General features: G+C 74.3%; 16 protein-coding genes and 1 pseudogene. 6 read left to right on the top strand and 11 right to left on the bottom strand.

Features of this window, described 5'->3' with window-relative positions; translation table 11 throughout:
• Window positions 1-288: 288 nt before the first annotated feature.
• The 4 genes from IE313_RS24985 to IE313_RS24970 form a co-directional block, all read right to left on the bottom strand.
• Complete coding sequence (locus IE313_RS24985) at window positions 289-1746, bottom strand: GH1 family beta-glucosidase (RefSeq protein ID WP_189935952.1); 1458 nt, start codon at window positions 1744-1746, stop codon at window positions 289-291.
• A complete protein-coding gene (locus tag IE313_RS24980) occupies window positions 1743-2744 on the bottom strand; it encodes an aldo/keto reductase (protein ID WP_189935951.1) in 1002 nt (333 codons plus the stop codon). The genes IE313_RS24985 and IE313_RS24980 overlap by 4 nt, the downstream gene beginning before the upstream one ends.
• 280 nt (window positions 2745-3024) lie before the next feature.
• Window positions 3025-3861 carry a VOC family protein gene (locus IE313_RS24975; RefSeq protein ID WP_189935949.1) on the bottom strand — a complete coding sequence of 279 codons (837 nt, stop codon included), beginning with the start codon at window positions 3859-3861 and terminating at the stop codon, window positions 3025-3027.
• Between the two features lie 981 nt (window positions 3862-4842).
• Window positions 4843-5415 (bottom strand): helix-turn-helix domain-containing protein, encoded by a 573-nt coding sequence (locus IE313_RS24970; protein ID WP_189935948.1) that lies wholly within the window; start codon window positions 5413-5415, stop codon window positions 4843-4845.
• Between the two features lie 97 nt (window positions 5416-5512).
• Here IE313_RS24970 and IE313_RS24965 point away from each other — a divergent pair, with 97 nt between their 5' ends.
• Window positions 5513-6379 (top strand): EamA family transporter, encoded by an 867-nt coding sequence (locus tag IE313_RS24965; protein ID WP_189935947.1) that lies wholly within the window; start codon window positions 5513-5515, stop codon window positions 6377-6379.
• A gap of 147 nt (window positions 6380-6526) precedes the next feature.
• Here IE313_RS24965 and IE313_RS24960 read toward each other — a convergent pair whose 3' ends face one another.
• Complete coding sequence (locus IE313_RS24960; RefSeq protein WP_189935945.1) at window positions 6527-7435, bottom strand: acyltransferase; 909 nt, start codon at window positions 7433-7435, stop codon at window positions 6527-6529.
• 196 nt (window positions 7436-7631) lie between these two features.
• Here IE313_RS24960 and IE313_RS24955 point away from each other — a divergent pair.
• Window positions 7632-8153 (top strand): annotated as a pseudogene (locus IE313_RS24955) (gamma carbonic anhydrase family protein); the annotation flags it as partial.
• 394 nt (window positions 8154-8547) lie between these two features.
• Here IE313_RS24955 and IE313_RS24950 read toward each other — a convergent pair.
• Together IE313_RS24950 and IE313_RS24945 are read right to left on the bottom strand one after the other, a co-directional pair.
• Window positions 8548-9210 carry a DedA family protein gene (locus IE313_RS24950; protein ID WP_189935941.1) on the bottom strand — a complete coding sequence of 221 codons (663 nt, stop codon included), beginning with the start codon at window positions 9208-9210 and terminating at the stop codon, window positions 8548-8550.
• A 193-nt stretch (window positions 9211-9403) separates the two neighbouring features.
• Entirely contained in the window at window positions 9404-9856 is a 453-nt protein-coding gene (locus tag IE313_RS24945; RefSeq protein ID WP_189935939.1) for a DUF4442 domain-containing protein, read from the bottom strand.
• A 171-nt stretch (window positions 9857-10027) separates the two neighbouring features.
• Between IE313_RS24945 and IE313_RS24940 the strand changes: the two genes are divergently transcribed.
• Window positions 10028-11077 (top strand): DUF8017 domain-containing protein, encoded by a 1050-nt coding sequence (locus IE313_RS24940; RefSeq protein WP_189935937.1) that lies wholly within the window; start codon window positions 10028-10030, stop codon window positions 11075-11077.
• 132 nt (window positions 11078-11209) lie between these two features.
• Entirely contained in the window at window positions 11210-12562 is a 1353-nt protein-coding gene (locus IE313_RS24935) for an MFS transporter (RefSeq protein WP_229924928.1), read from the top strand.
• Here the strand turns inward: IE313_RS24935 and IE313_RS24930 are convergent.
• Window positions 12549-13394 carry a spermidine synthase gene (locus IE313_RS24930; RefSeq protein ID WP_189935935.1) on the bottom strand — a complete coding sequence of 282 codons (846 nt, stop codon included), beginning with the start codon at window positions 13392-13394 and terminating at the stop codon, window positions 12549-12551. The two genes, IE313_RS24935 and IE313_RS24930, sit on opposite strands and share 14 nt — an antisense overlap.
• Window positions 13395-13570: 176 nt before the next feature.
• Window positions 13571-14746: an elongation factor Tu gene (gene tuf, locus IE313_RS24925; RefSeq protein WP_189935933.1), complete on the bottom strand. Its 1176-nt coding sequence runs from the start codon at window positions 14744-14746 to the stop codon at window positions 13571-13573.
• A gap of 586 nt (window positions 14747-15332) precedes the next feature.
• On the opposite strand from tuf, the gene IE313_RS24920 reads away from it, so the two are divergent.
• A complete protein-coding gene (locus IE313_RS24920; RefSeq protein WP_189935931.1) occupies window positions 15333-16061 on the top strand; it encodes a TVP38/TMEM64 family protein in 729 nt (242 codons plus the stop codon).
• Between the two features lie 88 nt (window positions 16062-16149).
• Here IE313_RS24920 and IE313_RS24915 read toward each other — a convergent pair whose 3' ends face one another.
• Window positions 16150-16722 (bottom strand): hypothetical protein, encoded by a 573-nt coding sequence (locus tag IE313_RS24915; RefSeq protein WP_189935930.1) that lies wholly within the window; start codon window positions 16720-16722, stop codon window positions 16150-16152.
• A 500-nt stretch (window positions 16723-17222) separates the two neighbouring features.
• Window positions 17223-18233, bottom strand: a complete 1011-nt coding sequence (locus IE313_RS24910) for a DUF6807 domain-containing protein (RefSeq protein WP_189935928.1) — start codon at window positions 18231-18233, stop codon at window positions 17223-17225.
• Window positions 18234-18836: 603 nt separating this feature from the next.
• On the opposite strand from IE313_RS24910, the gene IE313_RS24905 reads away from it, so the two are divergent.
• Entirely contained in the window at window positions 18837-19016 is a 180-nt protein-coding gene (locus tag IE313_RS24905) for a hypothetical protein (RefSeq protein ID WP_189935926.1), read from the top strand.
• Window positions 19017-19187 lie beyond the last annotated feature (171 nt).

Here is a 19187-nt window from a genome sequence, read left to right as displayed (position 1 = left end):
TTCTTCGGCATGTCCTTCTCGGGCCCCGGCTCCGCGGCCGGGCACATGGGCGGGTGGCGGGCGGAGCCGCCGGCCGCGCAGCGCGCACCGGCTTCTTGAGGGGGCAGTGGCGCGCCGGGGGCGCGTACCGCGCAGGGGGCCGCCCGGGGCGCCGTGCGGGGAACCGCACGGCGCCCAGTGCGGCTGGGGGTGCGGGACTGCCGGGGTGCGGACTCCGGGAAACGGACCCCGGCCGGGCGGCCGCGGTCCGCTTCCCGTCCGGCGCCTGGCGGGCCGGCGCGCCGGGTGTCAGCCCTGGTCGCGGCTGCGGCGCGCGACGCCGGCGAACCAGTGGCCGCTGTCCTTGACCGTGCGGCGCTGGGTCGCGTAGTCGACGTGCACGATGCCGAAGCGCCGGGTGTAGCCCAAGGCCCACTCGAAGTTGTCCATCAGCGACCAGACGAAGTAGCCGCGCAGGTCCGCCCCCTCGGCCCGGGCGCGCAGCGCGGCCCGTACGTAGCCGTCGAGGTAGGCGATCCGCTCGGGGTCGTGGACGGCGCCGTCCGGGCCCGCGGTGTCGGGGTCGTCGAACGCGGCACCGTTCTCCGTGACGTAGAGCGGCAGTTCACGGCCCGTCCCGCCGCCGTACTCGCGGTGCACCCGGGCGATCACGTCGTAGATGCCCTCGGGGTCGATCTCCCAGCCCATCATGGTCTGCGGCCGCCCGGTCGTGACGAACTCGATGTCCTCGCACCCGAGCCAGGGGGACGGCCCCTGGGGTTCGGGCTCGTCGACGGCGCGCACCACGTGCCGCGCGTAGCAGTTGATGCCGAGGGCGTCCACGGGCTGGGCGATCTCGGCGGTGTCGCCGTCCCTGATCCAGTCGGCGGGATCGGCGACCCTCTCACGCAGGTGGTCGAGGACGTCGGTGGGGTAGCTGCCGCGCAGCACCGGGTCGAGGAAGATCCGGTTCATCAGGCCGTCGATCCGGGTCGCGGCGGCCCGGTCGGCGGGTTCGTCGGCGCGCGCCGGGCTGACGTCGTACAGGTTGAGCGTGATGCCGAATCGGTGGTCACCGCCCGCCGGAGCCGCGGCCCGCATCGCGCGCACCGCCCGCCCGTGGCCGAGCAGCAGGTGGTGGACGGCGCGCGCGGCCGCCGCCGGGTCGGTGAGCCCGGGTGCGTGCTGGCCGCTGCCGTAGCCGAGGAAGGCCGAGCACCAGGGTTCGTTGAGCGTGGTCCAGATCCGTACCCGGTCGCCGAGTTTCCCGAAGGCGCGGGCCGCGTAGTCCGCGAACCGGTCGGCGGTGTCCCGGTGCGGCCAGCCGCCGAGGTCCTGGAGGGCCTGCGGGAGGTCCCAGTGGTAGAGGGTGATCCAGGGTTCGATGCCCTTCTCCAGCAGGGCGTCGACCAGGCGCTGGTAGAAGTCGACGCCGGCGGGCAGGAGCTCGCCGGTGCCGTCGGGCTGGAGCCGGGGCCAGGCGAGCGAGAACCGGTAGTGCGTGGCGCCCAGCTCGGACAGCAGCTCGACGTCCTCGCGGTAGCGGTGGTAGTGGTCGTCGGCGACGTCGCCGGTGTCGCCGTTCACCACGGCGCCCGGGGTGCGCGCGAAGGTGTCCCAGATGGACGGGCCTCGGCCGCCGTCGGCCACCGCGCCCTCGATCTGGTACGAGGCGGTGGCGGTGCCCCAGACGAATCCGGGCGGCAGGACGAGCGGCTCCGTGGCGCCGGTGGGCCCGCTGGCGGGGGTGTGGACGGTGTCGGTCATCGCTGAGCGCTCCCAGGGTCGGCGTCTTGCTGGAGTTCGGGCGGCAGGGCGCAGTCCGCGGCCGCGGACCACAGGTCGTCGGGTACGGGCACGGCGGCGAGGTCCAGTGTCCGGCGCACCCGTTCCGGGGTCGACACCCCGACCACGGTGGACGCGATCCGCGGCTCGCGCAGCGAGAACTGGAGCGCCACCGCGGCGAGCGGCACACCGGCCTCCCCGCAGAGCGCGGCGAGCCGTTCCAGCCGCTCGCGGACCGGCTCGGGCATGGCGCGGTAGACGTACCTCGGCTGACGGCGGGGCCCCTTGGCGAGCACCCCGCCGGCGAACGGCGCCGCGTTCAGGACGGCGACGCCGTGCCGCGCGGCGACGTCGAGCAGGCGATCCGCGGAGCGGTCGAGCAGGGTGTAGCGGTTGTGGGTGAGCACCACGTCGAAGGCGCCCGTCTCGACGTACCGGATCATGAGGTCGACGGGGCCGCCGGCCACGCCGAGGCTGCCGGCGATGCCCTCCTCCTTGAGCCGGAGCATCTCCTCCACCGGGCCGCCCGGCGCCATGCCCTCCTCGAAGGTGAGGTGCTCGGGGTCGTGCAGGTGGTACAGCGGGAAACGGTCGAGGCCGAGGCGCCGCAGGCTCCGCTCCGCGCAGCGGCGCACCTGGGCGCCGGAGAAGTCGCCGGTGCCGTCGTCGCCGTCGGCCTTGGTGGCCACGACGAATCCCGCGGGTGGTCCGCCGCGGGCCCGCAGTGCGGCGCCGATGCGTTGCTCGCCGCGGCCCGAGCCGTAGTTCGCCGAGGTGTCCAGGAAGTTGACGGGGCCTTCGAGGATCGCGTGCAGGGTGGCCGCGGCGCGTTCCTCGGAGACGTCGTAGCCGAAGTTCTGCGGCATCCCGCTGAGCGGGGCGCCGCCGAAGCAGAGCGGTGTGACGTCCACTCCCGTACGGCCGAGCGGCCGGGGCGGTGACTCGGCCGCCACGGGTGTGGATGTTGCGCAGGTGGTCATGTGGCTCCAGACTCCGGTCGTCCGGTGGTGCAGACGTGCGGTGCGGGGCTGGTGTACGCGGTGAGGCCGGTGCCTGTCTTGGTGCTGCGGTGTGCTGTCGTGCTTATGTATGCCCTGGTGTTGATATGTGCCGTAGTGCTCGTGTGTGTCCTGGTACCGATCTGTGCCGTGGTGACCGCGCCTGGGGTGCTGCCGGTGTGTGCCGTGGTGACCGCAGTCGGTGTGGTGCCGTTGTGCGCCGCAGTCCTGGCGTGCGGAACTGCGACCGGGGCCGCCGGGGTCACCGGTTCCCCGCCCTGACGAGGTTGGCCACCACCCGGTCCCGGTCGGCGACCAGGTCGGCACCGCGGCCGTCGCCGCGCCAGGCGACCGGCTCACCGCCGGCCGCGGTGAGTGCCGCACGGGTGGTGTCGGGGTCTGCCACGTCGATGCCGATGGCCCGGATGCCGAGCAGGTCGGGCTCCGGCTGCCAGGGGTTGGGGGCGGTGCCGGCGTCGAAGCTGAAGACCTCGATCACCGTGCGGCCGGCGCGGAAGTAGGTGATGACGAAGCCGCGTTCGTCCTGGTCCCGCCGGTCGAGCTGGCCGACCACCGGGATGCCCAGGGTGTCCCGGTAGTACGCGAGTGCCTGGTCGAGGTCGGCGACGGTGACGGCGACGTGGTCGAAGCGGGGTTCGCCGTCCCAGCCCCCGACGAGGCTCGCCTCCTCCTCGGCGGCCAGCTCGGGCGACCACAGCGGCTGGTACTGCAGGGGGCCGGAGACGAACTCCAGGTGTGCGCCGTCCGGGTCCGCGAAGAACGCGAGCCGGACGCCGCCGAAGGCGTCCAGCGGCTGGACCCGGATCTCGACCCCGGCCTCGGCGAGCCGGGCGACCCTGGCGTCGACCTCGTCGACCTTGAGCCCGAAGTGCCTGAAGCCACGCTGGAGGTCGTCGTCCACCCAGCCGCTCGGCGTGCCACCCGGGCCCGCCTCGACCAGCCGCACGCGGGCCTCACCCGCCTGCATCACGAGGGTGTCGCCGCCGCTCTCGGCGGGCACGGGCGTGAAGCCCAGCAGTCCTCCGTAGAACTCCTGGGAGCGGGTGAGGTCGCGCACTCCGATCTCGACATGTGACATGACGGACATGAAGGGACCCTCTTCCATATCGGTGTTTCCCGCGGCCGGTGGGGGCGCGGGGCGGAGCAGTCGGGATGTACGGCTCCCGGGGCCGTACGGGGGGCGGGGGCGGGAGGGGCCGCACAGTGCGGCGGCCCGGTGGGGTTGGCCGGTGCCGGGCGGCGCCGGCCGGTGCCGGGCGGTCCTGGCCGGTGCCGGGCGGTCCTGGCCGGTCCTCGCCCCTCGGCTCCCCGTCGCCCCGGCCCGCCGCGACATGCCGTCGCACGCGCCGGCGCCACCCGGGGAAAGGTCCGCAGCGCATCCGCACGTCTCTCGCGCCGCGGCGGCGGAACCTACGGCGGCGCGCGGCACAGGCATCGCGGGCCGGGGCCGCCGGGCCCCGAGACCCGGCCCGGGAACCGCCTCGGTCGTCGGGCGCACCGTCCTCACCTGCCTTCCGCACCGGCGCATCGGGCGCACCACCAGGATCGGCTGCGATGATCCTTCGCTGTCCGGCGGCCGGTAAACACCGTCGGGCGGAGTGGCGGGTGCGGAGCGCGGGTGCGGGATGCGGGGCGCGGGGGCGCGGGGCGCGGGCGAGTTCGTCCGCCGGGCGGGCAGGCGTCATCCGCCGCGTGGCACGAGGGGCCCCGCGCGACCGGGTGCAGTCACCCCGGGCCCTGGAAGGGCGGGGCCGCGGGGCGCCGGAGGGGTGGGACGAGGAGGTGCCGCAGCCGCCCGCACACACGGACCCGCACCGTCCAGGCGCCGAACCCGCACGGCCCGGGCGCCGGTCTGGCCGGTGCAGACACCGGTCCGCCCGGTGCAAGCACCGGCCCACTCCGGCCCGGTGCCGACGTGGACCAGTCGCCCGGCGGGAACGCTGTGCTCCGGTGGCGCACGGCATCCGCGACCGGTGCTGCCACTCGGTCGAGGCAGTGGGGGGCGGGGGCCGCGTCATCGAAGTCCCCGGTGGGCGCACGCATGCCGGAACGCCGGCAGTCACGTCGGGGGCGGCACCGACACGGCCATCGTCATCCGCACCGGCTCGGTGCCGTCGTTGCGGTAGCCGTGCGGCACATGGGCCTCGAAGGCCGCTGAGGTCCCGGCCGTGACGGTGTGGTGCCGGCCGTCCACCACCACGGTGAGGGTGCCCTCCTCGACGTGCAGCAGCTCCGCGGTACCGGAGGGGTGCGCGTCCGAGTGGCTGCCGTCGCCGGGCATCAGCAGCCAGGACCACAGCTCCAGCGGGCCGCGCCTCTCCGTGCCCACCAGAAGCGTGCTGCTGCTGCCCGCGGGGGTCGACCACATCCGTACCGCCTGCTCCTCGGGGACGACCCTGAGCCGGGCACCCTGCTCGTGGTCGAGGAGGGTGGCGATGCTGATGCCCAGCGCGTCCGCGAGCTTCACCGTGGTGCCGACGCTCGGGTTGGTGCGGGCCTGCTCGATCTGGATGATCATTCCCCGACTGACCCCGGCACGTGCGGCGAGCGCGTCGAGCGTGTAGCCGCGCTCGCCGCGCCAGCGCTTGAGGTTGCGCGCGAGCGACTGGGTGAGCTGATCGAGGTCCGACACGTTCCGTCCAATATTTTATATGCGCAGTTCAGTACACTGCACTACGGTGTGGTGTACTCCCGATGCACCGCACTGTACTGCTCCTGCGAGGTCGACCATGACTGCACTCTTCGCCCTGGCCACCAGCCTGCTGTGGGGGCTGGCCGACTTCGGCGGCGGGCTGCTCACCCGGCGCATCCCCGCGCTCACCGTGGTCGCCGTCTCGCAGACCTGCACGATCGTGGTGCTCGGCACCGTGGTGGCCGTGACCGGCGGTTGGCACGAGGCCGGCCCGCAGCTCTGGTTCGCGGTCGGCGCGGGCGTGGTGGGCACGGTCGCCATGCTCGCCTTCTACCGGGCGCTCGCGCTCGGCCCCATGGGGGTCGTCTCGCCGCTCGGCTCGCTCGGCGTCGCCGTACCCGTGGCGGTGGGGCTGGTGCTCGGCGAGCGGCCCGGCGTCCTCCAGTTCGGCGGGATCGCCGTCGCGGTGGTGGGCGTGGTGCTCGCGGGCGGCCCGGAGTTGCGCGGCGCGCCGGTGCAGCGCCAGGCGATCGCGCTCACCCTCGTCGCGGCGGTCGGCTTCGGCGCGGTGATGGCGCTGATCTCGGAGGCGTCCACGACCGTCACAGGTCTGTTCCTGGCCCTGCTGGTGCAGCGGCTGACCAATGTGGTGGTGGGCGGCTCGGCGCTGCTCGCCACGGTACGGCGGGGCGGCTCGGCGCTGCCCGGGGACGGCGGCGCGCTGGTGGTGGTCCGCGCACTGCCCGCGCTCGCCTTCGTGGGTCTCGCCGACGTCGCGGCCAACGGCAGCTACGCCCTGGCGGCCCAGCACGGCCCGGTGACCGTGGCCGCGGTGCTGGCCTCGCTCTACCCGGTGATCACGGCGCTCGCGGCCCGCAGCTTCCTCAGCGAGCGGCTGCGCACCGTACAGGCGGCGGGAGCGGGCCTCGCGCTGCTCGGCGCGGTGCTGCTGGCCACGGGCTGAGCGGACGGCCTCCCACCGCGGCGCGGACCCCGGCGACGGCCTCGCCGACCTCAGGTCCCCCCGCCCTCGATCCCCGGCCCCCGCTCGCAGACATCCCGTCCCCGGATCTCTCGTCCACCGGATCTCCCGTCCCCGGATCTCCCGATCTCAGCAGTCCTCCGGCGCGGCGGCGCCGCCCGGCGGTTCCGTGCGCCGCGCGGCCACCGCGCTCTCCCCCGCTCCCGGGGAGCGTACGCCCACCGCCGCCGCCTCCTCCACCAGGCTCACGGCCGCGTCCGAGGCCGCCCCGGCGGGAGCCGTCAGGGCCACCGCCGCCCGCTGGGCCTCCTCATGGGCGGCGAGCGCGAGCAACTGCTCCGGTGTGACGCCCTCCGGGATGGCGACCGGTGCCGGAGTGCGCAGCGGGGGCTGCCAGCCCAGTTCCGGGCACCAGCGGCGCACCACCCTGGCGGGCGCGCCGGCGACCACGGAGTGGTCGGGCACCGTGCCGCGCACCACCGCACCCGCCGCGACGACCACGTTCCGTCCGACGACCGCCCCGGGCAGGATCACCGCACCGGTGCCGATCCAGCAGCCCGTCCCGATCTCCACCGGCTCCATCCGGGGCCACTGCCTGCCGATGGGCTGGTGCGGGTCGTCGTAGGAGTGGTTGGTCGAGGTGACGTACACATACGGACCGACGTAGCAGTCGGAGCCGATGGTGACCCGGGTGTCGGCGATGACGTGGCTGCCGCGGCCGATGACCACGCCGTCGCCGATCCGCAGCACCGGATCCGGTCCGAGGTCGACACCCGGCACCAGCCCCGCCGTGAGGGTCACCTGCTCCCCGATCACACAGTGATCACCCAGGTGGATCCAGCGCTCGCCGAAGATCGTGCCCTGCGGGAAGGCGAGCCGGGTGCCGGGGCCGATGGCGCCGAACCGCAACCGGCCCGGGTGGCGAGCGGTCACCGCACCCGCGTCCTGGGCCCACGCCCAGCACCTGTGGACCACTCGCTGCGCAAGACGGCGCCCCCGGGCCGCCGGGGACGAGAACACGTTCTTGTTCTTCGGCACCCGCCCACCGTACTCAGCCCCGGCCCCGGGTCGGCACGGGGGCACCTGCTGTGATCTCCCCCACCCCGGCTGCGGCCGGCTGCGGCGCGTCGCTTAGCCTGCGGTCGCCCGCTGCCGGTCTTCTACCGTACGAGTGGGCCGCCGCGCACGACACACCGTGCGGGGCAGACAGCCGCAACGCAGCGAGGAGACGCCGATGGCCGAGCGAGCACTGATCAGTGCGGTGGGCGGCAAGGCGCCGGCCATCGACGAGGGCGCCTTCATCGCCCCGGCATCGGTGGTGATCGGCGAGGTGACCGTTCGGGGCGGTGCGAGCGTCTGGTACGGGGCGGTGCTGCGCGCCGACTACAGCCCCATCGAGCTGGGTGCGGGCAGCAACATCCAGGACAACTCGACCGTGCACTCCGACCCCGGCTTCCCGGTGGCCATCGGTGAACGGGTCTCGGTCGGCCACAACGCGGTGGTGCACGGCTGCACGATCGGGGACGACTGCCTCATCGGCATGGGGGCGACCGTGCTGAACGGTGCGGTGATCGGCGCCGGCTCCCTGGTCGCCGCGCAGGCACTGGTGCCCCAGGACATGCACGTGCCGCCCGGATCACTGGTGGCGGGCGTGCCCGCCAAGGTGCGCCGCCCGCTGACGGACGAGGAGCGCGAGGGCGTCACGCTCAACGCCACCGTCTACGTCGAGCTGGCCAAGGCGCACGCCGCCGCGCACGCGGAGGGGCACAGCCGGCGGGAGCTGCGGGGCGCCCACGAGTTCCGCATGCCCGAGACGGACGCCACGGACTCCGGTAGTTCCGGCGAACCTGACAATGCCGATGTCTCCGACAGTACCGACAACCCCGGCGCGGGTCGGGACGGGGACGGCACGGGCCGGGGCGGCGCGCCCGCGGAGTAGTCCGCCCCGCCGGGGTCGGCGGTCGGCACGGTCACGCGGCGGCCCGGGGCACGCAGTGGCCGTACGGCAGCCGCAGTCGTCGTACACCCGCCCCGCGCGCGGGTGGGCGCACCCAGGGGCGCGACGCGAGGGCGGTGGCCGCTGCGGCCGGGGGGCGGGTACGGCAAGCGGGCACGGCAGGCCGGCGTGCACCGGCCGGGGCCCGGCCCGTCTACTCCGCGTCCACCCCGGCGGGCTCCCTCTCCTGCTCGGCCCCGGCCGCTTCCGTGTGCTCGGCCCTCTTCGCCCTGTGCCGGATGACCAGCATGGACGCGAGCCCGATGAGCACCGCGAGCACCAGGCCGAGCCAGGAGAACCGCTTGAGCCAGGACTCGGCGACCACCCCGACGTAGTAGATGACGGCCGTGGTGCCGCCGGCCCAGACCACACCGCCGAGGAGGTTGGCGACGAGGAACTTCCAGTACGGCATGCGGAGCACACCCGCGAGGGGGCCCGCGAAGATCCGCAGCAGGGCGATGAAGCGGCCGAAGAACACCGCCCACATGCCCCACTTCTGGAAGGACCGCTCGGCGGTCGCCACATGGCCGGGCCCGAAGTGCTTGGGGAACCTGCGGCCGAGCCATGCGAGCAGCGGCCTACCGCCCCTGCGTCCGATCGCGTAGCCGATGGAGTCGCCCACGACGGCGCCCGCGCTGGCGCACGCACCCAGGACGACCGGATCGATATGGCCCTCCTGGGAGGACAGCAGCGCGGCCGCGACCAGGACGATCTCGCCGGGCAGCGGAACACCCAGGCTCTCCACGCCGATGACCAGGGCCACCAGGACGTAGACGCTGACCGCCGGTACGTGCTCCAGCCACTCGTGGACGTTCAACGCCGGTCCTCCCGCTTTCCCCGCCGTACCCGCGGTCCAGGTCCGCCGGCTCCCCCGTGCACTGTCCGCGCGCCCCCTGCACGCCTGTGCGGAAGCCTACCGGTTCGCTCGGGCACGGCGGTGTGCCGTGGGACGGCGCGGTGCGCGTGTCGGCCGGGGCCGTGCCGTCACCGGTCCGTCCCGACCCGGGCCGTCAGTCGTTCGGCCGCAGGGTCCACACCACGGTCATCTCCGCGGTCACGGCGCCGTCCTCACGCCGGATCTCGACGGTGATCGGGAATTCGGGCCGGGTGCCCGCATCGAGTTCGGCGACCACCTCCGCGGCCGGGCGGCCGAGGGTGGCGGTCGCGGTGACCGTTCCCATGGCGAGCTTCCTGTAGGCGATCTCGGCGCGCACCGCGAGGGGCACGGCACTCGACATCCGGTCGCCGAACGCGGCCAGGACGACGGCCCCGCTCGCGGACTCGCCGAGCGTGAACATGGCGCCGGCGTGCGGTCCTCCGACGTGGTTGTGGAAGTCGCTCCGGTCGGGCAGTACCACGACCGCCCTGTGGGGGGTGGTCTCGACGTACCGGAGGTTCAGGGTCCTGGTCATCGGCACGGTGGCGGCGAGCATCTCGCCGATCGGCTGCTGGTCGGTGCTCATGCCCAGACGTTACCCGCGAGTAGCAACCTACGGCCAGGGCTTCTGAGCGATCGCTTACCACGATCCGCCCCCACCGCCCGCCGGGTGCGTCCCCGGGCGCCGTCGCTCCGGTACGGAGCTGACGAGGGCCGGTGACCCAGCCGTGTCCGCGCCGCCACTAAGGTGCTGCCCATGTGGCCAGGAGACCAGCCGCCCGGGGGCGAGCAGAACCCGCAGAACCAGAGTCAGAACCCGTACCAGCAACCGGGGTACCAGCAACCCAACCCGTACACGCAGCCGGGGTACCAGCAGCAGAACCCGTACGGCCGGCAGCCGGGACAGCCGCCCGGCCAGCCGCAGTGGTCCGCTCCCACCGTACCGATGGGCGCACCCCGGCCGCCGCGTGACGAGCGCAGGAAGACGATGATCACGGCGCTGGTCGCGGCGGGCGCGGTCGTGATCGCCGCCGGTGTCACCGGTTTCCTGGTCCTCGGCGGTCACGACGACGACACGGCGGCCCCCGCCGCGTCCAAGTCCCCCACCGCGTCCTCGCCCGCCTCCCCGAGCCCCGGTGACACGGCGGCCGGCGGCGACGACAACCCGCGCGGCACCGAGGGCGCCAAGCCCACCATCCCGGGCTGGAAGGTGGTGGTGAACCCGAAGTGGGGCACCGCCTTCGACGTACCGCCCGACTGGCAGGTGTCCTCGCCCACGCTGATCACCGGCTTCGAGGACGACAAGAAGGGCGACGGCAGTCCGCTCATCACGATGTCCGCACCCGCCTTCCTGAAGGAGAAGTGGTGCACCTCGGATGACGACCACGACGGACAGCCCGATGACACGGCGCTGGCAGCGGCGGGCACCAAGGGCCAGAACGGCGCCAAGAACACCGACGACCCGGCACGCAACGACCCGGCCTGGTGGGTCTTCGGCGGCTACACGGACCAGAAGGACTCCGACAAGAAGCTGCTGAAGGTGGGTGAGCCCAAGCCGTACACCACCAAGTCCGGGGTGAAGGGCAGTGTGGCCACCACCTACTCGAAGGGCGTGCCGAAGAAGGACAAGTGCGACTCGGACGGCAAGGCGACCACGTTCGCCTTCAAGAACGCCGCCGGCGACTTCGTGTCCTGGACCTTCTACGGCGCCAAGGGCGTCAAGGAGGAGGTCCCGGAGGCGACGATCCAGAAGATCCTGAGCACGGTGCGCCTCAACGGCCAGCCCGAGGACGACTCCGCGGGCTGACGGCCACCCCGTACGCCTCCTGACCGCGGCCGGGCCGCCGGGCGGTGGCCCGGCGGCCCGGCCGTCGTGCGGCAGGCGCTCGGGGTGGCAATTCGTTTGCCGACCCCTCCCGCGAGCGGCGATAGTCCACCGGTGACCGATCCCCACGCCGCGCCCTCCGCCGGGCTCCCCGCCTCTCGGCCGGGCCGCAACTACACGCTGCTGACCGCCGCCACGGTGGTGACGAACCTGGGCAGCCAGGGTGCGCTGATCGCCGCCGCGTTCGCGGTCCTCGGCACCGGCGGCGACAGCTCCGGGGTGGGCCTGGTGGCGGCCGCCCGGACCCTGCCGCTGGTGCTGTTCCTGCTGATCGGCGGGGCGGTCGCGGACCGGCTGCCGCGGCACCGGGTGATGGTCGCGGCCAACGCCCTGAACTGTCTGTCGCAGGCCGCCTTCGGTGTACTGGTGCTCACCGGCGACCCCCGGCTCTGGCAGATGATGCTGCTCACCGCACTCGGCGGCACGGGGCAGGCCTTCTTCAACCCGGCGTCCGAGGGCATGCTGATGGCGTCGGTGTCCCCGGAGCGGGCGGGGCGCGCGTTCGCGGTGTACCGGATGGCGATGAACGGCGCGGGCATCGGCGGCGCCGCGCTCGGCGGTGCGCTGGTCGCCGCGCTCGGCCCCGGCTGGGTGCTGGTCGTGGACGCCTGCTGCTTCGCGGTGTCCGCTGCCCTGCGCGCACTGCTCGACCTCGGTCACCTGGCGCCCCGGGAACCGGGCGGCGGCATGCTCGCGGACCTGCGGGACGGTTGGCGGGAGTTCGTCGGCCGCCCCTGGCTGTGGTCGATCGTGGCCCAGTTCTCGGTCGTGGTCGCCGTCGTCGCCGCCGCCGAGTCCGTCTACGGTCCGCTGGTAGCCCGGGACCGGCTGGGCGGGCCGGGCCCGTGGGGCCTCGCACTGGGCGCGTTCGGGGCGGGGACGGTCGCGGGTGCGCTGCTGATGGTCCGTTGGAGGCCGCGGCGGCCACTGCTCGCGGGCACGCTCTGCGTCTTCCCGCTCGCGCTGCCGTCCGCGGCGCTCGCGATACCGGTGCCGGTGGGCGTGCTGGACGTGGTGATGCTGGTGAGCGGTGCCACCATCGAGGTGTTCGGCGTCTCCTGGATCACCACCATGCACCAGGAGATCCCCGAGGAGAAGTTCTCCCGGGTCTCCGCCTACGACTGGTTGGGCTCCATCGGCATGGTGCCCCTGGCCACGGCGCTCGCGGGCCCGGCGGAGCAGGCGTTCGGCCGGGCGGCGGCGCTGTGGGGGTGCGCCGCACTGGTGGTGGTGATGACGGCCGCCGTGCTGTTCGTCCCCGACGTGCGCCGGCTCACCCGCCGGACCGCGCATGCCGCGGCGGCCGCCCGGGCCGTGGACCCCGCGGTGGGCTCCGCCGCGGCCACCGCCGGGGACCCGGGCGCCGCCCCACGGACACAGCCGCAGCGTCCGGTCAGCCCACGCTGAACGTCCCGCCGGGCGGCAGCGGTGAGGCGGTCGCGTCCTCGTCGTGCACGGGCGCCGCGTCCCCCGTCAGACGCCGCAGCGCAGCTCCGTGCTGGACGCGCGCGGGGAAGGCGTCGGCCGCCGTGCGCCGTGCCAGGGCGGCGAGGTCGGGTGGCTGGTGCGAGGCGATCAGCAGGGTGTTGCCGAACCGGCGGCCCCGCAGCACGGAGGGCTCGGCGACCAGGGCGAGTTCCTCGAAGACCGCGCGGAACGTCGCCAGTTGCGACCGCAGGAAGGTGAAGGGCGCGCTGTCGGCGAGGTTGGCCACGTAGACGCCGCCGGGCCGCAGCGCACGCTCCACGGTGCGGGCGTAGGCGAGCGAGGTGAGGTGCGCGGGGACCCGTGAGCCGCCGAACACATCACCGATGACGATGTCCGCCCCGGCCGGCTCGGCCTCGGCCAGCCAGGCCCTGGCGTCCGCGGTGTGCAGGCGGACGCCGGTGTCCGGCGGCAGCGGCAGCCGCTCGGTGACCAGCCGCAGCAGGCCGCGGTCCGCCTCCACCACGTCCTGCCGCGAGCCCGGCCGGGTGGCGGCGACGTAGCGCGGCAGCGTCAGGGCTCCCCCACCGAGATGGACGACGTCGAGCGGCCTGCCGCGCGGCGCCGCCGTGTCCAGCACGTGCCCCACCCGGCGGGCGTACTCGAACTCCAGATGGGTCGGGTCGTCCAGGTCGACGTACGACTGCGGGGCGCCGTCGACCGTGAGCAGCCAGGCACGGGCCCGGTCGACGTCGGGCAGCAGCCTGGCGGTGCCGTGGTCCACGGCCCGGATCACCGGAATCGACTCGTCCACGCCGCCATTGTGCCGCCCGCCCCCGCGGCGGCGGCGGGGTGGGCGGCGCCCGCCGCCCCGCCGTCCGGCGAGGGCAGGCGTCGGCGGTCGCCGGCTTCGCGGCGGGACTGCCGCTCGCGCGGGACGGCCGCCGCCCCGTGACGGCCGACGGCCGCCCCGCCGCCCGGGTGCCGCGGTCAGCCGGTCCCGGTCACCGTGCCCGCGCCGACCGTGCGGCCGCCCTCGCGGATGGCGAAGCCGAGCCCCGCTTCGAGCGGCATGTCGCGGCCCAGCTCGACGGCCATGGTGACGGTGTCGCCGGGCCGGGCGACACCCAGCTCGCCCAGATCCACGTCACCGACCACGTCCGCCGTCCTGATGTGGAACTGCGGTCGGTAGCCGGTCGTGATCGGGGTGCTGCGCCCGCCCTGGCCGGCCGGCAGCAGGTACACCCGCGCGGTGAACCTGCCGCGGGGCGTCACGCTGCCCGGCGCGGCGACGACGTGGCCGCGCCGCACCGCACCGCGCGGCACACCGCGCAGCAGCAGCGCCACGTTGTCCCCGGCCTGCGCCTGCGACATGGGCTTGCCGAAGGTCTCCAGACCGGTGACCACCGTGGCGGTGTCCGCGCCCAGCACCTCCACGCGGTCGCCGACGCGGACGGTGCCGCGCTCCACGGCCCCGGTGACGACGGTGCCGCGTCCCGTGATGGTCAGGACGTTCTCCACGGGCAGCAGGAACGGCGCGTCGACGTACCGCTCGGGCATCGGGACGTAGGTGTCCACCGCGTCGAGCAGTGCCTCGACGGACGCCGTCCAGCGCGGGTCGCCCTGGAGCGCCCCGAGTCCGGAGACCCGGACCACGGGCGTGCTGTCACCGCCGTAGCCGTGCGCGCTCAGCAGTTCGCGGACCTCCAGCTCGACCAGGTCGGTGAGCTCCTCGTCACCGGAGTCCGCCTTGTTCAGTGCGACGACGATGTGGTCGACGCCCACCTGGCGGGCGAGCAGGACGTGCTCCGACGTCTGCGGCATGACGCCGTCGAGCGCGGAGACCACCAGGATCGCGCCGTCCAGTTGCGCGGCGCCGGTGATCATGTTCTTGACGTAGTCGGCATGGCCGGGCATGTCGACGTGCGCGTAGTGGCGGGTGTCGGTCTCGTACTCGACGTGCGCGATGTTGATGGTGATGCCGCGGGCCGCCTCCTCCGGGGCGCGGTCGATACGGCCGAAGGGCACGTACCGGGTCCCCGAGCCGCCGCGCTCGGCCAGCACCTTGGTGATGGCGGCGGTCAGAGTGGTCTTGCCGTGGTCGACGTGGCCCATGGTGCCGATGTTCAGGTGCGGCTTGGTGCGCACGTATGCCGTCTTGGGCATGGCTGTCCTCGCTGAGGTGAAGTGAGAGAGCTTCCCGTGCACCGGGAGCGGGGACCCCTGGCCCGACCGACCCTCCCCCTGCGGGGTCCGCCGGACTGTCCGGGAAGGGTCAGCTTCGTGCGCCGTCGACGGCGGTCGGCAGGATGCCGGCAGCCCTCCGGGCATCCGCGGCGGCGGATGCGGCGAGGAGGAAGGCGTACCGGAACATGCGCCGATCATCGCCGACGCGCGGCGCGGCGTCGAATGGTTTTCGTGCCCGTGCGTGCGGTGGTGTCTGCGGGGCGGCGCGGTGCGGCCGGTGGCCGGGCATCCGCGCGTCCCGGCACGGGTCGGTGCCGGGACGCCGGCCCGTCCTTGGTGTGCTCGTGCGGCCCGGGTGCTCGTGCGTTCCGGGACCTGGCCGGGCACTCGGGAAGGCTCCAACGCGCCGGGCGACTCCCCGGGTGCCCGCCGGTCCGCCGCGGGCACCACGCGCCGTCCGGTGGCCGGCCCTCGGCCGCCGGCACCGCCTTTGCGCCCTCCGTGCCCGCCGCACGGCGTCCGGTGGCAGCGGCGATCAGTGCCGTGCTTCGGTTAGTCTCCCGGAGTGCTCGACTCGGCCGCCCCACCCGCGCTCCATCCGGCACCGGCACCACCGCCGGGCCTCTCCCGGCGATGCGTACGGATCCTGCTGTCGCCGTGGGCCCGGCTGTCCCTGCTGGTGGCGCTGCTCGCCGCGGCCGGGGCGGGCGTACTGCTCTACGAACCGCAGCGGCTGCTGGCGCACGGCTGGCCGCCCCGGCTCGACGGTGCCGCCGCCGCGGCGGTGTTCGCGCTGGCGTACGGCGTGTGCAGCGTGGCGTTCGTGCCGCGGCCGCTGCTGAACCTCGCGGCGGGCGCGCTGTTCGGCTCGCAGCTCGGTCTTGCCGCGGCCCTGGCCGGTACGGTCGTCGGCGCCGGGCTCGCCTTCGGGCTCGGCCGGATGCTGGGGCAGGACGCACTGCGGCCGCTGCTCCGGGCCCGGCTGCTGAAGGCCGCGGACGGCCAGCTCAGCAGGCACGGCTTCCGTTCGATGATGGCGGTGCGGCTGTTCCCCGGGGTGCCGTTCTGGGCGGCGAACTACGCCGCGGCGGTGTCCCGGATGCGCTGGCCCGCCTTCGTCCTGGCCACCTGCCTGGGTTCGGTCCCGAACACGGCGGCGTACGTCATCGCGGGTGCCCGTGCCTCCGCGCCGATGTCGCCGGTCTTCCTCGTCGCGATGGGGTTCATCGTGCTCACCGGCGCGGCCGGCGCGGCGGTGGCATGGCGCGCCCGCCACCGGCTGCGCGGGCACTGACGGCCCGGTCCACCGAGCGGCCGCCCCGCCACCGGCGCGCGGGAGCGCGCCGGTGGCGGGGCGTGACGGCTCGTACGGTGTCGCGGCGTCAGCCGAGGAGTCCCCCGAGGACCCCTCCGACGCCGTGCACGACACCGGTCAGGACTCCGCCCTGGCCGGACTGGTCACTGCCGTCCGCGGGCCCGGAGGATCCGGAAGGCTGCTGTGCGGCCTGCGGTGGGGAGTCCGCGGGCCGGCTGGGAGCCGGGGTGCCCGGCGTGTCCGCGGCAGGCGGGGACGAGGGGGCCGGGGCGACGGAGGGTGCGCCGCCCGCGGAGCTCGCCGTGTGGTGCTGTACGTGGCCGGAGCCCGCGGTGCCCGCACCGGTGTGCCGGGACGCCTGCTGGATGGCCTGCGGCGCGCGGGCGGAGTCGGTCGCGAGGTCGGACGGGGTCCCCGAGGGCGTCCGGGGGTGCGCGGTGTCCTGGGCCGTGGCCAGTTGGTTCTCGCTCGTCTCCAGCGTCTCGTCCCGGGGTTCGGAGGACGCCTGGGCCCGCACGGGGCTGTCCGCCACGGAGTGCGCGCCGGCCGCGATGGCGGTGGCCACGCCCATCGCGGCGGCGGTCTTCATGACGGTCGACCGCGCCCGGCCTATCACATGCTGTCGGCGGTGTCTGCTCATACGTCCCTCTGCCTTGGTCCCGAGCCTGGTGGGTGTGGCTAGCGGTGCGGAAGTCTACGCGGGTGGCACCGGCCACCCGTATGGTTGTTGCGTCCATGATGTGTGCGCCATGTGGAGGTTGACGTCACGCCGCAGTCGGCAGATCTCCACGTCGGTGCGCGCCCGGAGCTCCGCCCTCACCCCGCCACGTCACCGACCTGCCCGGTACCCCGCACGGTCGCCGGCTCCGTACGCACGGTGACGGCGGTCACGGCGAAGGCGGCCCCGGCGAAGGGGGGAGTGCCCCGAAGAGGTGCACCACCTCATCGGTGCACCTCACGCGGTCGTCGTCGCCCCACCGGGTGGAGGTGGGGGTGACGCGGCCCCGCCGGCACCGCCCGCCCCATCGGCCGAGCAGCCCGACGGCGGCGGGGCGCACACGGTGCCGGCCGCCGCGAGCAGGGGCGCGGCACGCCCCCGGCCGCCGCGCCCGGCCCGGTCGGCGGGGCCGGCCGCGCCGGTCACCACGGGTGGTCCCGGAGATAGCCGGTGATGTCGGTGCGCTCCCAGGCCGCGGCCGCCACCACGATCCGGTAGCGGCGGCTGAGGGTGTCCCCGGGGGCGAGTTCGAGTTCGTCGAAGAAGGCCGGGGACGGCGCCACGGCGGCGAACGGCTCGTTGCGCACGAACCAGTGCGCGGGGTGGTTGAGGCCGTCGCCCTCGTGACCGTTCTCGGGAGCGTGCTCGAAGACGAGGGTGGCGTGTCCGTCGGTGCCGTCGTGCTCGGCACCGTAGGCGAGCCAGGGTGCCTGCTCACCCATCAGGCCGGGGCCCTCGGCGTCCGGGGCGAGGATCCGGCCGCCCCGGAAGCCGCGCGGTCCGCGCCAGAACAGGCCGGTGTAGCCGGCCAGCTCACGGCCGTGGGTGGTGGGGCTGCCGAACCGCAGCGGCTCGTCCCTGCGGTTGGCCACCTGGACGCTCCACACCAGCGCCCAGGTACCGGCCGCCGGATCCACGTCGCGCACCTCGATCCGGCGGGTCTCCTCGGCCCACAGCTCACCGGTGTACGGATGCCAGGTCAGCCGCTCCTGGAGGACCAGGCCGCCGTCGTGTGCGGCGAGTTCGTCGAAGGCGACGTGGGCCATGGAGCCGACGCGCTCCGGCAGCGGCAGGTAGCCCTCGCCGTGCACATAGGTGTTGCCGCCCCACAGGTTCTGGCCCGACAGGTGCGAGGCCGTCATCTGCAGGCCCTTGTGCCAGCGGTGGTCGTTGGGCCGGTAGTCGGTGACCACGTCCCCGGACAGGGTCCTGATCGGGTGCAGATACGGCTTCGGCGCCTCGAACGCCGCCTCCGGCCGGTAGACGTAGCGGAAGAGCTCGACGCCGGTGCCCGGCTCGGTGACGGTGACGCACTCGCCGTGCGCGTGCACGATGCGCAGTCCGGTGCCCTGCGCCGGATCCGCAAACCCCCCCGCCCGGGCGGCTGTCGCGTCGGGGCCGTCTGCGGTCGTCCGGGTGCCCTCGCCGTTCATACGGTCGCCTCCTCGGCTGGGGTACGGAGATTGAATCGATTCACAGCAAGCGCTTTCAATCCTGCGCGCAACTTAGGGGGCGGGAATTGAAGGGTCAACACACATGCGCCGGTCAGTGTGCGGCGGCGGTCGGGGGCGCCGCCGCGGGCAGGACCCGCCGTCGGGCACGGCAGCGACACGCACCGCCGGAACCGGCACCGGCCCCCTCGGCGGGGTCCCGCCGGACGGAGGGCAGGCAGCGCCGAACATGGCCCGCGAACGCCGCCGGCACGACCCCAGCCACCTCGCGGCGCCCGCCGCGCACCGCCCGCAACCGGTGTTCCGTAGCGCCTTCCGGCCGCCACCGTCAGGTGCACGAAGAAATCCGCAAGGAAGCCCACCGACCGAGGGAAGATTTCCTGCCGCACACCCATCGAGCAGGAACCCTGCCGCCACCGAGCCGGTCTGGCGCCAAACCTCGATGCGGCCAACATCACACCGGATGCACGAAGGGTTCCCTCACTTGCGATTCGCCTGGTCAGAGGCGTTTTGGTGGCTACACGTGGCAATGGATTACTGACAGAGCGAAGCGGGGAGTCATATTCACCCCCTAAGCTTTGGAGCATGTCCCCTATCCGTGAGACACGTCGTCTCGTGCGATCTTCTGCCGAGGTCAACGAGCAGATCCGTGCGCTGTGGCTGCGTGCCGGTGGCACGCTCTCGACGGAGCAGCGACGGGAGTACGAGGCATTGGTGACCGAGTGGGCCGAGGCGATGCGACGGGAGATCGTCGAAGCCGCCTGACCCCCCAGGGCCGTGCGCTCCCCCCGCGTCCGGCCGACCGTTGCGGCCCCGAGGACGAGGCCCGCGAACTCCGGCCCGCCTTCCACGACCGGGCCCCGACCGACATCCACCCCCACACCGATGGGCCCCGGCGGCGCCACCTCCGCCGGGGCGCCCGACACCCGTGTGCGG

It is taken from the genome of Streptomyces sulfonofaciens, assembly GCF_014656295.1.
Taxonomy (GTDB): Bacteria; Actinomycetota; Actinomycetes; order Streptomycetales; family Streptomycetaceae; genus Streptomyces; species Streptomyces sulfonofaciens.
Note: the sequence above shows the minus strand (reverse complement) of the source record. Positions and strands in the feature narration are given on the sequence as shown.

Bases quoted from the DNA above. Each gene is read 5' to 3' on its own strand.
- IE313_RS24985 (WP_189935952.1), bottom strand. From the start codon at position 1,746: ATGACCGACACCGTCCACACCCCCGCCAGCGGGCCCACCGGCGCCACG.
- IE313_RS24980 (WP_189935951.1), bottom strand. From the start codon at position 2,744: ATGACCACCTGCGCAACATCCACACCCGTGGCGGCCGAGTCACCGCCC.
- IE313_RS24975 (WP_189935949.1), bottom strand. From the start codon at position 3,861: ATGTCACATGTCGAGATCGGAGTGCGCGACCTCACCCGCTCCCAGGAG.
- IE313_RS24965 (WP_189935947.1), top strand. From the start codon at position 5,513: ATGACTGCACTCTTCGCCCTGGCCACCAGCCTGCTGTGGGGGCTGGCC.
- IE313_RS24945 (WP_189935939.1), bottom strand. From the start codon at position 9,856: ATGAGCACCGACCAGCAGCCGATCGGCGAGATGCTCGCCGCCACCGTG.
- IE313_RS24940 (WP_189935937.1), top strand. From the start codon at position 10,028: ATGTGGCCAGGAGACCAGCCGCCCGGGGGCGAGCAGAACCCGCAGAAC.
- tuf (WP_189935933.1), bottom strand. From the start codon at position 14,746: ATGCCCAAGACGGCATACGTGCGCACCAAGCCGCACCTGAACATCGGC.
- IE313_RS24915 (WP_189935930.1), bottom strand. From the start codon at position 16,722: ATGAGCAGACACCGCCGACAGCATGTGATAGGCCGGGCGCGGTCGACC.
- IE313_RS24910 (WP_189935928.1), bottom strand. From the start codon at position 18,233: ATGAACGGCGAGGGCACCCGGACGACCGCAGACGGCCCCGACGCGACA.
- IE313_RS24905 (WP_189935926.1), top strand. From the start codon at position 18,837: ATGTCCCCTATCCGTGAGACACGTCGTCTCGTGCGATCTTCTGCCGAG.